General features: G+C 65.8%; 9 protein-coding genes. 6 read left to right on the forward strand and 3 right to left on the reverse strand.

Going from position 1 to position 13,485, the window contains the following annotated elements:
• Nucleotides 1-39: 39 nt before the first annotated feature.
• The 3 genes from ABIC16_RS12605 to ABIC16_RS12615 form a co-directional block, all read right to left on the reverse strand.
• Nucleotides 40-1,356 carry a hypothetical protein gene (locus ABIC16_RS12605; RefSeq protein ID WP_354291364.1) on the reverse strand — a complete coding sequence of 439 codons (1,317 nt, stop codon included), beginning with the start codon at nucleotides 1,354-1,356 and terminating at the stop codon, nucleotides 40-42.
• 159 nt (nucleotides 1,357-1,515) lie between these two features.
• Complete coding sequence (locus ABIC16_RS12610; RefSeq protein ID WP_354291365.1) at nucleotides 1,516-3,264, reverse strand: chloride channel protein; 1,749 nt, start codon at nucleotides 3,262-3,264, stop codon at nucleotides 1,516-1,518.
• 48 nt (nucleotides 3,265-3,312) lie between these two features.
• Complete coding sequence (locus ABIC16_RS12615) at nucleotides 3,313-5,058, reverse strand: class I adenylate-forming enzyme family protein (protein WP_354292316.1); 1,746 nt, start codon at nucleotides 5,056-5,058, stop codon at nucleotides 3,313-3,315.
• A gap of 140 nt (nucleotides 5,059-5,198) precedes the next feature.
• On the opposite strand from ABIC16_RS12615, the gene ABIC16_RS12620 reads away from it, so the two are divergent.
• From ABIC16_RS12620 to ABIC16_RS12645, 6 genes are all read left to right on the forward strand, one after another.
• Nucleotides 5,199-6,434, forward strand: coding sequence for a serine hydrolase domain-containing protein (locus tag ABIC16_RS12620; protein WP_354292317.1), 1,236 nt, complete (start codon nucleotides 5,199-5,201; stop codon nucleotides 6,432-6,434).
• Between the two features lie 99 nt (nucleotides 6,435-6,533).
• Entirely contained in the window at nucleotides 6,534-8,567 is a 2,034-nt protein-coding gene (locus ABIC16_RS12625) for a 3-hydroxyacyl-CoA dehydrogenase NAD-binding domain-containing protein (protein WP_354291366.1), read from the forward strand.
• Between the two features lie 144 nt (nucleotides 8,568-8,711).
• Entirely contained in the window at nucleotides 8,712-10,019 is a 1,308-nt protein-coding gene (locus tag ABIC16_RS12630; protein WP_354291367.1) for an amidase family protein, read from the forward strand.
• 4 nt (nucleotides 10,020-10,023) lie between these two features.
• Nucleotides 10,024-11,205, forward strand: coding sequence for an acyl-CoA dehydrogenase family protein (locus tag ABIC16_RS12635; RefSeq protein ID WP_354291368.1), 1,182 nt, complete (start codon nucleotides 10,024-10,026; stop codon nucleotides 11,203-11,205).
• Between the two features lie 142 nt (nucleotides 11,206-11,347).
• Nucleotides 11,348-12,475 (forward strand): acyl-CoA dehydrogenase family protein, encoded by a 1,128-nt coding sequence (locus ABIC16_RS12640; RefSeq protein ID WP_354291369.1) that lies wholly within the window; start codon nucleotides 11,348-11,350, stop codon nucleotides 12,473-12,475.
• A 67-nt stretch (nucleotides 12,476-12,542) separates the two neighbouring features.
• Complete coding sequence (locus ABIC16_RS12645) at nucleotides 12,543-13,418, forward strand: acyl-CoA thioesterase (protein WP_354291370.1); 876 nt, start codon at nucleotides 12,543-12,545, stop codon at nucleotides 13,416-13,418.
• Nucleotides 13,419-13,485: the final 67 nt, after the last annotated feature.

Raw genomic sequence — 13,485 nt, forward strand, 5'->3', positions numbered from 1 at the left:
CCGGCCTTTGGTCTCCGCCAGGCCTGACGGCGCGAAGCCCTAAGCGGCGGATGCGCGGCTTGGAACCATGGCGGCGATACAACGCCGAACCACCTCGACCCCCAAGAACAGCGTGATCCCGTAGATCAGATAGTGGTACCGCAGGATCGGCTGGACGACCATGTAGGGAAGCGCCGGAACGATGATCAGCGTCGCCGGGTAAAAGAACAGCCCCCGCCAGACCAAGACGCCCAACACCGCGCCCAACAGCCCGATCCCCGCGAACAGCCAGGTCAGCGCCTGCTTCACGCCCGTCGCGCTGTTGCCACCCTGGTTCAATTCCCACTGCCAGCGTGGCGGGAAATAGAATTGAACGAGATGCCGGAGCGACAGCGTAGCAAACGCGCCCGGGTTGTGGGCGATCCACTGCTTCGTCTCGTCGCCCAACCGTTTGGCATACACGCGTTCGCCGCCCATCGCCTCCATCCGGTCGAACGCAGCCTGACTGGTCTGCGGGTGGATCGTATTGAGGCGTGTCTCGAACACCTGCCGCGCATCCTTGCCGCTCACCGCGGCCGGATGATTGGCGAGCGCGAGTTCGAGCCCCATGTTGCTGCGCAACGGGATGAATTGTCCGAACGCCTCATAGTTGCGGATCGTCCACGGTGCCAGAACGAGCGCCAGTGCAAGCGCGCCCCACGCCGCATGACCGGGCCACGTCCGCAACGGGCGCCGCCGCAACAGCCAGAACCCCATCATGACGAAACACGCCAATCCCGACGGGGGGTTGAGGAAGAACAGGAACGACGCAATGAAGCTCGTGCCGATCCAGGGTCGCATTCCCGCGTCGTGCGACCGATCGGCGTCGAGCAGACGCAGCAACACCCACGCGCTCAACAAACATGCCAGGCCACCTTCCCAGATCTGGAACATGACCGTCTCGAGATACGGGAAGAGCGGAAGGAGGCTGAAGATGCCCAGCGCGATCAACCGCCAGACGACCGGCATCCCCAAGCGTTCGAAAACGAGAAACAGAACATACCCGCTCAGCAGCACCGTTCCCAGCGCCAGCGTCGTCAGGATCGCTTGCGCCGCAAACGTCTGAAGCCCGAAGGTCCGATAGACATATCCGGCTATGGTCGGCAGGACCGGCGTGAAATGCGTGGAAAGGCCGCTGCCTCTGCGAAATGTATCCGCGATGGTTCCGTCGCGCGCGAACGACGCCGCGACGTTATACGCCTCGGCCAACCCGTTTTTAGTGTCGGGGTGCTGATGCAGCCAGACGAGCCGTTCGAGCACGCCCATTGCGATGATGCTCAGCGCGATCAGACGGGTGTGGGCTTCACTCAGCTTGCGAATACGCTCTACGATACTCACGCTTTACTCCACCACTCTGACATACACGTCAGCAACAAAGCTCCGCGACACACCCGCGCAGCGTCTTACCCGTCATGCCACCGTACATGGTGGACGATGACGAGGATCATGTGCCCCGGATCTACAACCTGCCCCGGTTAAGCAATATAATTCACACGCCTAACGTTCGCCGAACAAGTCGTTCTGGGCCTTCTCAAGCTCTTCCGCATAGCGTCGCCGGACATAGGATTCGGACAGGATGCCAACCACGTGGCGATCCGAATCGAGAACCGCCAGTTCGTCAGCACCCGAGGCGTCGAAGCGTTTCATCACGGTGACGATGTCCATATCGACCGAAAGCGCCGCCTCCGCGTTGATCGCAATCGTGCCGACGCCGGCATCGGGGTCCAGACCATCGGCATAGGCCACCGGCGTCTGGACGATGCCGGCATAATGTTGCGTAGCGTTGATCAACACTACGCGGCTTGCGGAGCCGAGCGGGAAACGCTGGCGAAATTCCCGGATGCTGATCTCGCAATCGGTCGCACGCGTCTCGCGCCGCATCATCTTGCCCACCGTCAGCGCGCGGATCCAGCCGATGTCGCGCGCGCTTTTGATCGTCTCACCGCGCAGATGCAGCCGCCAGGTCGAGAAGGAATAGCCGAACGTCTCGCGCACGATCGTCGACGACACCAGCGCCGCCGCCAGCACCGCGCCGGTCAGCGCAAAGTCCTGCGTCGCTTCCAGCACCAGCATCGCCATCGTCATCGGGCCACCGACGACGGCCACCGCCAGCGCCGCCATCCCGACCATCGCGGCGTCGTGCGGTTCGACCACCTGATAGCCGGCGATCAGCGCGAGCACCCCCGCGAACAAATGCCCGATCAACGTTCCCAGAAACAGCGACGCGAAAAACAATCCGCCGCGGAAGCCGAACCCGAGCGACACGACCGACGCGGATGCCTTGGCGAGAAACACCAGCGCCACGAAACCAAGCGATGCGCCGACCGCGATATCCATGTGGAGCGCGCCGTGTCCCGACGACAGCACTTGCGGCGACCAGAAGGCGATCGGCATCAGCAATGCGCCGCCGAGGATCGGGCGCATCGAGTCGGGCAGCGGCATTGTCCGCGATCCCTGCTCGACGATCGCGACGAGCCGCATCAACCCGATCCCGAGGATCGCGCACAGCCCGCCAAGCCCCGCAAACAGAAGGTAATGATGCGATTCGGACGGAAACAGCGCGACCGTGTCGATGACATAGGGTTGCGCGCCGAAGAGCTGCGAAACGAACACCGCCGAAATCGCCGCCGCCGCGATTGGTGCGATGGCGGAGGGCGTGTACGCGCCGATCACGATCTCGAACGCATAGAACGCCCCCGCCAGCGGCGCGCCGAACGCGGCGGCGATCGATGCGCCTGCCCCCGCGCCGACGAGATTGCGCAGGTCGCTGCGCCGCAATTGCAGCGCCGCCCCGGCCACCGACGCGACCACGCTGCCGATTTGCGCATAAGCCGCTTCGAGACCGACCGAGGCGCCGAACCCGTTCGAGATCACCGTCTGCCCCGCCACGACCAGGCTGTCGGGCACTGCCATCCGCCCGCCGTGCAACGCATTGGCCTCGACCGCGTCGACCATCCGCCGCCGCTTGCTGCGCACCCCCCAGGAAAAGATCGACAGCACCGCGCCCCCGACCGGCAGCATCGCGAGCTGCGCCCAGCTGAGTGAATCGGTCGCGCTCAACCGCTGCCCGGTCGGCAGCGCGAACATCCAGTGCTGCAACGTCCGCGCGAGCGCGCCGAGAATGACCGTCCCGAGCCCCGCCGACGCGCCGATCACGACGGCCAGCGCGATCAGCGCGAATTCGCTGGCGCGGATCCCCCGGCGCAGGCGCGCCAGCGGAAGGATGAGACGGGAACGCAGCGGCATGCTGCCCGATACTGTGGGGCGCGTGCTTCGCCTACCCCTGCCGTAGGGTCAGGCCGCCGCCTCGAACCGGTCGGCGAACAACGTCTTCAGGTCCTTCTTGAGGATCTTGCCATTGGCGTTGCGCGGCAGCGTCTCGGGGACGAAGCGGATCGCCACCGGCGTCTTGAAGATCGCGAGCCGATCCTTGACCCATTGCTGCAACTCCGCCTCGCTTGCGGTCTTGCCGGGTGCGAGATGGACCACCGCGACGGGTTCCTCGCCCAATGTGCGGTGCGGCACGCCGATCAGCGCGCAATCGGTGACCGCCGGGTGCGCGTAGAGGACGTTCTCGACCTCGGACGAATAGATGTTCTCGCCGCCGCGGATGATCATGTCCTTGGCGCGGTCGACGATATAGACGAACCCCTCGTCGTCGACGCGCGCAAGATCGCCGGTGCGTACCCAACCGTCGACGAAGGTCTCGGCGGTCGCTTCGGGCTTGTTCCAATAGCCCTTCACGATCATCGCCCCGCGCGCCCACAATTCACCGACCTCGCCCGTGGGCAGTTCCTGCTCGCCCGCTTCGTCCATGATCCGGAGATCCGCGACCGCGACCGGCGGCCCCGCGCTGGTCGGGCGGTTGAGATAATCCTCGCCCGCATGGCTGGTGACGGTCGCCATCGTCTCGGTCATCCCCCAGCCGTTGCCGGGCAGCGCGCCGAATTCGGTATAGATCCGCTTGACCAGCTCGGGCGCGGACGGCGCGCCGCCATAAGCGATCGCCTCGAGCGAGGAGAGATCGTAGCGCGCGCGATCGGGATGTTCGAGGATCTGCCACGCGATCGTCGGCACGCCCCCGGTCAGATGCACCCGCTCGGTCTCGATAAGCTCCATCGCGCGGACGGTGTCCCACTTGCGCATGAAGACGAGCGTGTTCCCCGCCGCGATCGACCCCATCATCGTCGCCGAGCAGGCGGTGACGTGGAACAACGGGATCACCATCAGCAGCGTCTTCGGCGTAGGCTCGGGCGGGGCCTCCCCCCGCCGCAAGCTCGCGCGCGCGGAGGAATAAGCCGCCGACAGGATGTTGGTCGTCAGATTGCGATGCGACCCCAGCGCCCCCTTTGGCGCGCCGGTCGTGCCGCTGGTGTAGAAGATCGTCGCGGGATCATCCGGAGCGACCGCCACCTCCGGCCAAACCGGCTCCGGAAGCGCGGCATAAGCGTGCGGCGTGCCGATCAGATCCTCCAACCGCGCGGCCTTCCTGCCAAGCGGCGCCGAGGCGCGCGCCACGACCATCGTCTCCAGCGCCGGGAAATCCGCGGCATGCTCGACCAGCCGCCGATACCGCTCGTCATCGACGAACAGCATCCGGCACCCCGAATCGGTAATCCCGTACGCGAGCTCGCCCGCAGTCCACCACGCGTTGAGCGGCACGACGATCGCCCCCACGCTCGCGGCGGCAAAGAAGATCACCGGCCACTCCGGCAGATTGCGCATCGCCAGCCCGATCCGGTCCCCCTTCGCCACCCCGCGCGCAAGCAACGCCTGCGCCAACGCCGCCACCGCGCGCGCATTGGCGTCATACGTAACCCGCTCGTCCTCATAGACCGTGAACACCCGCGCCCCATGCGCCCGCGACGCCGCCGCGAGCCAGCCGAGCGACGGCGGCGCATGTTTCCACACGCGAGTCGGCACACCCTCGACGTCGACCGTCTCCATCTCGAACTTCGTCCCTGCAGCGGTCAGCGCGGCGGTGACATCGGCGAGCGTCATCCGGGGCCAGGCCGGGTCGAGCGCGACAAGCGGTTGCATATCCAAGACGACTCTCTCCTGACGGCGCGCTTACCCGAAGTTGAAGGTCGGGTTTGCCGCGCGATGCTGTTTCATGCAGGTTAGTGTTGATTTGCGCGCCACTCAAGGCAATAGGGTGGCAAGCGTTTCGAATGGGGGGTATGGAAGCCGAGATGAACATCGCGTCACCCGTAACCGGCCGATTCGACGCGCGCCGCCTCGCCCGGATCGATGCATTCCTGCAGGAACGCTATCTCGACACCGGCAAACTCCCGCACGCGCAGATCCTGATCGCCCAAGCCGGCGAGATCGCGCACTTTTCCTCCCTCGGCTCGGCCCGCGACGGCGAAGCAGCGCAGATCGACGAACGCTCGCTGTTCCGCATCGCGAGCATGACCAAGCCGGTCACCTCGGTCGCATTCATGATGCTGGTGGAGGAAGGCCGCGTCGCGCTCGACATGCCAGTCCACCACGTCCTCCCCGAGTTCAAAGGGGTTGGCGTCTATGCCGGCGGCGGTGGCGGCGTGCCGTTCCAGAACCGCCCGACCGCCGAGCCGATGCGGATGATCGACCTGCTGCGCCACACAGCGGGCCTCACCTACGGCTTCCAGAACCGCTCCAATGTCGACGCCGCGCACCGCGAACTGCGGCTGGAAAGCTGGCACGGCAACCACGACCTCGATGGCTTCATCGCCGCGCTGGCGAAACTGCCGCTAGAATTCTCGCCGGGCGACGCGTGGAACTACTCGGTCGCGACCGACGTGCTCGGCGCGGTCGTCCAGCGCGTATCGGGGATGCCGCTCGAAACCTTCTTCCGCGACCGCATCTTTGCGCCGCTCGGGATGGACGACACCTTCTTCCACGTACCCGACGACAAGATCGACCGCCTCACCGACTGCTACACATTCGTCCCCGACAAGGGCCGCATCCTCTACGATCGCGGCGCCGCAAGCGCCTGGAGCCGCGTGCCGAAGCTGGTCTCCGGTGGCGGCGGGCTCGTCTCGACCGCGCTCGATTATCACCGCTTCTGCACGATGCTGCTGGGCGGTGGCGCGCTCGAAGGCGTCCGCATCCTCGGGCGCAAGACGATCGACCTGATGACGATGAACCACCTTCCCGGCGGATCGGATCTGTCGAAAATGTCCAAGTCGCTGTTCAGCGAGGCCGCCAACGCAGGCACCGGCTTCGGGCTCGGCTTCGCGGTCAACGTGGACGTCGCGCGCTCGATGATCCCCGGCTCGGTCGGCGAATATTATTGGGGCGGGATGTTCTCGACCGCCTTCTTCATCGATCCCGTGGAGCAGTTGCACATGGTGTTCATGACGCAAGTCTCGCCGTCCAGCCTCTACCCGATCCGCCGCGAGCTGAAGACGTTGATTTACAGTGCACTGACCTGACCCCCGCCGTGCTCCTGCGCAGGCAGGAGCCCAGAGATACGACCGCCGCGCCCGCGGCCTGGGCTCCCGCCTTCGCGGGAGAACAAAGAGGAGAGAAACATGACCGGCCCGATCACCACTCAGCTCCACGACGACGTCCTCGTCATCATCTCGAACAACCCACCGGTCAACGCGCTCGGCGCCGCCGTCCGTCAGGGGCTCGAGGCCGGGATCAAGGAAGGCCTCGCCAACCCGCAGGTCAAGGCGATGGTGATCCGCTGCGACGGCCGCACCTTCTTTGCGGGCGCGGACATCACCGAGTTCGGCAAACCGATGCAGGAGCCCGGTCTCCCGACGGTGGTCGACATGATCGAGGCATCGGACAAGCCCGTCGTCGCCGCGATCCACGGCACCGCGCTCGGCGGCGGGTGCGAGGTCACGCTCGGCTGCCATTATCGCATCGCCGTGCCCTCGGCCAAGATCGGCACCCCCGAGGTCAAGCTCGGCCTCCTCCCCGGCGCGGGCGGAACGCAACGCCTGCCGCGCATCGCGGGCGTCAAACTCGCGCTTGAACTCACCGCCAAGGGCGACCCGATCCCGGCCAAGCTCGCGCTTTCCGCCGGGCTGATCGACAGACTTGCCAACGAAAACAGTCTCGAAGCGGACGCGATTGCCTTCGCGCGCGAAGTCGCCGACGCCAAGCCCCTGCCCCGCGCGCGCGACAAGGTGGCGCAGGCCGACCCCGAAGCCGTCGCCCAGTTCAGGAAGGACAACGCCAAACGCTTCCGCGGCTTCGAAGCCCCCGCCGCCAACATCGCCTGCGTCGAGAAAGCGACCGACGGATCGAGCTTCGACGAGGGCATCGCGTTCGAACGCCAGGAATTCATGAAGCTGATGATGGGCGTGCAATCCGCCGCGCAGCGCCACATCTTCTTCGCCGAGCGTCAGGCCGCCAAAATCGACGGAATCGATCCGAAGATCCCGCTCCGCGAGATCAAGCGCGTCGGCGTGATCGGCGCGGGCACGATGGGCGGCGGCATTTCGATGAACTTCCTGTCGGCGGGCATCCCGGTGACGATCGTCGAAATGGCGCAGGAAGCGCTCGATCGCGGTGCCGGCACGATCCGCAAGAATTACGAAGCCTCCGCCGCCAAGGGCCGGTTGAAGCCCGAGCAGGTCGAGGCCGCGATGGGCGCGCTTACCCCGACGCTCGATTTCGACGCGCTCGCGGACTGCGATCTCATCATCGAGGCGGTGTATGAGGACATGGCCGTCAAGAAGGAGATCTTCGCGCGGCTCGACACGATCGCCAAGCCCGGCGCGATCCTCGCGTCCAACACCTCCTATCTCGACGTGGACGAGATCGCCGCCGCGACCAACCGGCCCGGCGACGTGCTCGGCATGCACTTCTTCTCGCCCGCCAACGTGATGAAATTGCTCGAAGTCGTCCGCGGCGCGCAGACCGATGACGATGTGCTCGCGACCGTGATGGCGCTGTCCAAGACGATCCGGAAGGTCGCGGTGGTCGCGGGCGTGTGCGACGGGTTCATCGGCAACCGGATGCTCAAGCCCCGCCAGGTCGAGGCGATGAAGCTGCTGATGGAAGGCGCCACGCCCGAGCAAATCGACAAGGTCCATGTCGCGTTCGGCATGCCGATGGGGCCGTTCCAGATGAGCGACCTCGCCGGCGTCGACATCGGCTGGCACCGCGACCCCACCCGGATCGAGAACATCCGCGACGCGCTCGCCGCCGAAGGTCGCTGGGGGCAGAAGACCGGCAAGGGCTTCTACGATTACGACGAGAAACGGAACCCCACGCCCTCGCCTCGGGTCGCGGAGATCATCGAGGATTTCCGCTCCAAATCGAACCTGCAGAAGCGCGAGATCAGCGATCAGGAGATCGTCGAGAAGACGCTTTACACGATGGTCAACGAAGGCGCGCTGATCCTCGAGGAGAAGATGGCGCAGCGCGCGAGCGATATCGATGTGGTGTGGATCTACGGCTACGGCTGGCCGGTCTATCGCGGCGGACCGATGTTCTGGGCGGATACCGAGGGGTTGAAGACGATCGTCGCGGGGCTGGAGAAGCACGGGTTCGCGGTGGCGGAACTGCTGAAGAGCAAGGCCGAAAGCGGTGGTCGGTTCAATGGGTAAGCACTCTTCTTCTCCCTCTCCCCGCTTGCGGGGAGAGGGCCGGGGAGAGGGGCAGTCCAGCAGAGCGACCTCTCTGTACTGCCCCTCTCCCACGCATCGGCTTCGCCTCGCTTGCCCTCTCCCCGCCTGCGGGGAGAGGGAGAAGTGAAATCCGCCCTCCAAACCGCTGCCGCCATCCGAGCCGGTGAAACCACCGCGCTCGCAGAATGCGAAGCCGCGATCGCCCGCATCGAGTCTGGCGACACCGAGATCAACGCCGTCGTCGTCCGAGATTTCGACCAAGCCCGCGAAGCCGCCCGCGCCATCGACGCCAGTCCAAAGGACGACACCCGCCCCCTTCTGGGCGTCCCTATGACGGTGAAAGAAAGCTTCGACGTTGCCGGCCTAGTTTCCTGCTGGGGGTTCGAAGACCACGCCGATTTCGTTGCAACCGAAGACGCCGTCCAGGTCACCCGCCTCAAAAACGCAGGCGCAGTCATCCTCGGCAAGACCAACGTCCCCGTCGCGCTCGCGGACCTCCAGACCAACAACCCGGTCTACGGCCGCACTCGCAACCCCCTGAACCACGACCGCGTCCCCGGAGGCTCCTCCGGCGGCGCCGCAGCAGCGCTCGCCGCAGGGTTCGTCCCCATCGAGATCGGCTCGGACATCGGCGGTTCGATCCGCCTCCCCGCCGCCTTCTGCGGCATCTGGGGTCACAAACCAACCTACAACGCACTCTCATCCTTTGGCCATAACTTCCCAAGAACACAGAGTTGTGGCGTCGCGCTCAACGTCGTCGGCCCGCTCGCGCGCGACCCCGACGATCTCGAAGCGCTGTTCACCGTCATGGGCGGCGATGCGCTCGCCAGACCCGCCCCCCGCGCTTCAGGCGACTGGCGCATCCTGCTCCTCCCCGAACACCCGCTCGCCAAATCGCAATCCGCGATCCAGGCAGCAATCGCCGCGGTCGGCACCGCCTTCCGGGCAGCAGGCGCGCAGGTCGACGACGCCAGCGCGCTCCTGCCCGATCTCGTCGCGCAACACGGCGCCTATATCCACATGCTCGTCGTCGCGATGGCGCGCGGCGCGCCGATGGACGGGGGCCAGCCGCTATCCTTGCCCGACTGGTTCACGCTGATCGATGCGCAAGCCAAATGCCGAGGCGACTGGGCGCGTCTGTTCACGCACTATGACGCAGTGATCGCGCCAATCTGGGGCACCACCGCCTACCCCCACGACGACACCCCGCTGATGACCCGCATCACCGCGATCGACGGGCTCGACACGCCCGCCGGACTTCAGATGGCCTATCCCGGTCTAGCCACCTTCCCGATGCTCCCCGCGACGAGCGTTCGGATCGGGACCGATCCCGATGGCCTGCCGATCGGGGTGCAGGTGATCGCCGACTATAACCGCGATTTTACCGCGATCGCTGTGGCGCGCGCGGCGCACGAACTGGTGAGGAGTTGACCCAATGACGCAGGATATCGACACATTCCGCAGTGAAACGCGCGCATGGCTGGAGGCGAACTGCCCCCCCGAAATGCGCCAACCCATCCGCTCGGAGAAAGACGCCTGCTGGGGCGGGCGCAACCCGGACTTCCAACCCGGCCAGAAAGAATGGATGGACGCGATGGCGTCGCGCGGCTGGACCGTCCCCGACTGGCCCGCGGCTTATGGCGGCGGGGGCCTTTCGCCTGCCGAGACCAAAGTGCTGCGCGAAGAGATGGCGGCAATCAAGGCGCGCAACCCGCTGAACTCGTTCGGTATTTCAATGCTTGGACCGGCACTGCTCAAATATGGCACCGAGGAGCAGAAGCTCGACTATCTCCCCAAGATCGCGCGCGGCGAAATCCGCTGGTGCCAGGGGTATAGCGAACCCAACGCCGGTTCCGATCTCGCCTCGCTCGCCACCTCGGCGGAGGATGCGGGCGATCATTATGTGATCAACGGTCAGAAGGTCTGGACCTCCTACGCCGACAAGGCCGACTGGATCTTCTGCCTCGTCCGCACCTCGAAGGAGTCCAAGCAAGGCGGGATCAGCTTCGTGCTGTTCGACATGGCGAGCGAAGGCGTCTCGACCAAGCCGATCCTGCTGATCTCGGGTTATTCCCCCTTCTGCGAGACGTTCTTCGACAATGTGAAGGTGCCCAAGTCCCAGCGCATCCATGAGGAGAACAAGGGCTGGGACGTCGCCAAATATCTGCTCGGCCACGAACGCGAGATGATCTCCGGCATGGGCCTCGCAAGTACGGGCGGCAATCCGTTAATAGAAGGCGCAATTGCGACCGTCGGCCTCGACCACGAAGGCCGCCTTGCCGACCCGCTCCTGCGTGCAACGATCGCCCTGTTCGAAGTCCGCGCGAAGGCGTTCGGGGCGATGTCCGAACGCTTCATCGACGAACTCAAAGCCGGCCGCGCCGACCCCGCGCAGCCCTCGATGATGAAATATTACGGCACCGAGCTGAACAAGAGCCGCCACGAACTCCAGATGGCAGCCGGCGGCTCCGACGCGCTCGAATGGGAAAGCCAAGCCTCGGGCGGCGGCCGCGAAGCGCGCGCATGGCTGCGCACCAAGGCGAACTCGATCGAGGGCGGGACCAGCGAGGTCCAACTCAACATCATCGCCAAACGCATTCTGGAATTGCCGGCGTAATTCTCCCTCTCCCGCTCCGCGGGAGAGGGTGGCCGAGCGAAGCGAAGGTCGGGAGAGGGCAAAAACGCGGACGGTAGCGTCCCGGAACCGCCCCTCTCCCCGACCCTCTCCCCACCGGGGAGAGGGAGAAGAAGGAAGAACGATGCCCCTGTATCTCAACGACGACCAGACCGCCCTCCAGGATACGATCCGCGATTTCGTCGCGGAGCAGGCCCCCGTCAGCCACATGCGCGGGCTTCGCGACGCAGACGACGCGACCGGCTTCAGCCGCGACCTGTGGCGCAGTTTCGCCGAAATGGGCTTCACCGGCATCCTGATCGACGAGGCGGATGGCGGTCTCGGGCTTGGCCATGTCGAGGCGGGCGTCGTGCTGGAAGAGATCGGTCGCAACCTGTCGCCCTCGCCCTTCCTCACGACCGCCGTCGCCGCAGTCGAGGCGCTCAAGGGCAGCGCGCACGCCACGCGCTGGTTCCCCGGCATCCTGAGCGGCGAAACCATCGCCGCGCTCGCGATCGACGAGGGCGCGAAGCATCGCGACACCGTCACGCTGAGCGCCGAGCGTTCGGGCAACGGCTTCAAACTGTCGGGCAAAAAGCAGTTCGTCACGCACGGCCACGTCGCCGACCTGCTGATCGTCGCCGCGCGCACCGCCGGCGGCGCGACCGATACCGAGGGCGTCACGCTGTTCGCAATCCCCAAAGACGCCGCGAACCTGACCGCCACCCCCGAACGCCTCGCGGACTCCAGCATCGCAGCGCGGCTCGAGTTCGACGGCGTTGAAGTCGATGCCGACGCGGTGATCGGCGATGTCGACGGCGGGCGCACCCCGCTCGACCGTCTCCTGCGCGCCGGGCGGACGGGCGCGTCGGCCGAACTGCTCGGCGTCGGCGGCGGCGCGATGGACATGACCGTCGGCTATCTCAAGGAACGCAAGCAGTTCGGCACGCTGATCGGCAGCTTCCAGGCGCTCCAGCACCGCGCGGCGCATCTCTATTCGGAAATGGAAGTCGCGCGCGCAGCGGTACTCAAGGCGCAGCAATTGCTCGATGCGGGCAGCGCGCATGCGGACGAGGCGGTGTCAGTCGCCAAGGCGATGACCGCGCTCGCGACGACGCTGTCGGTGCAGGAAGGTGTCCAGATGCACGGCGGGATCGGGATGACCGACGAATATGACATCGGCTTCTACATGAAGCGCGCGCGCGTACTCGCCGAGATGTTCGGCGACGCCAATTTCCACGCGGACCGGATCGCGCGCGCGGCGGGATATTGACCGCCGCGTTGCCCAGCAGCACCTCCCCGGTCTTGGCCGGGGAGCGCCAAGTGACTACCGACAGGCTATGACCGACCCAAACCCCGCCACCCTGGCGCAAGACCTGATCGATCTTCTCGACGTCGAGGAGATCGACACCGACCTGTACCGTGGCCCGAGGGGCAACGACGGGTTCGGTCGCGTGTTCGGCGGACAGGTGATCGCGCAGGCGCTTCAGGCGGCGCAGCGGTCGACCGATGCGCCAAAGGCCGCGCATTCGCTCCACGCCTATTTCATGCGACCAGGCGCAGAAGACCACCCGATCCTATACCGCGTGGTGCGGGACTTCGACGGCAAGAGCTTCTCGACTCGCCGCGTGATCGCGACGCAGCGCGGCGTGCCGATCCTCAACCTCGCCTGTTCGCTGCAAATCCCCGAGGATGGGCTCGCGCATCAGGATACGATGCCCGACGTCCCCCCGCCCGAGGATTTGACCAACGATCGCGACTTACGGCTCGCGATGATCGACCGGATCCCCGAACGGTATCGCACGATGTTCCTGCGTCCGCGGATGGTCGAGATCCGCCCGGTCTCCCCGCGCAGCTGGCTCGATCCGGTTCCGCATCCGCCGTTCCAGAACAGCTGGTTCCGAGTCGTCGCACCGATCGGCGACGACCCCGCGATGCACCGCGCGATCCTCGCTTACGCGTCCGACATGTCGCTGCTCGGCACCGCGACGCTGCCGCACGGCGTCAACTGGATGATGAACAAGCTCCAGACCGCGAGCCTCGACCATTCGCTGTGGCTGCACGAGGATTTCCGCGCGGATGACTGGCTGCTCTATGCGTGCGACAGCCCGTGGGCGGGCCACGCACGCGGGTTCAATCGCGGCAAGATCTTCGCGCGCGACGGGCGGCTGGTGGCAAGTGTCGCGCAGGAAGGGCTGATCCGCCTCCGAGAATAAATGGGCAAAATAGACGAGCGGAACACCGAACGGATCGGCAGGTTATCATCGGCGTACCGTTGTATGG

Origin of the sequence: Sphingomonas sp. PvP055 (genome assembly GCF_040546365.1) — a bacterium.
GTDB classification, from domain to species: domain Bacteria; phylum Pseudomonadota; class Alphaproteobacteria; order Sphingomonadales; family Sphingomonadaceae; genus Sphingomonas; species Sphingomonas echinoides_A.

Bases quoted from the DNA above. Each gene is read 5' to 3' on its own strand.
- ABIC16_RS12620 (WP_354292317.1), top strand. From the start codon at position 5,199: ATGGAAGCCGAGATGAACATCGCGTCACCCGTAACCGGCCGATTCGAC.
- ABIC16_RS12640 (WP_354291369.1), top strand. From the start codon at position 11,348: ATGCCCCTGTATCTCAACGACGACCAGACCGCCCTCCAGGATACGATC.
- ABIC16_RS12625 (WP_354291366.1), top strand. From the start codon at position 6,534: ATGACCGGCCCGATCACCACTCAGCTCCACGACGACGTCCTCGTCATC.
- ABIC16_RS12645 (WP_354291370.1), top strand. From the start codon at position 12,543: ATGACCGACCCAAACCCCGCCACCCTGGCGCAAGACCTGATCGATCTT.
- ABIC16_RS12610 (WP_354291365.1), bottom strand. From the start codon at position 3,264: ATGCCGCTGCGTTCCCGTCTCATCCTTCCGCTGGCGCGCCTGCGCCGG.
- ABIC16_RS12635 (WP_354291368.1), top strand. From the start codon at position 10,024: ATGACGCAGGATATCGACACATTCCGCAGTGAAACGCGCGCATGGCTG.
- ABIC16_RS12615 (WP_354292316.1), bottom strand. From the start codon at position 5,058: ATGCAACCGCTTGTCGCGCTCGACCCGGCCTGGCCCCGGATGACGCTC.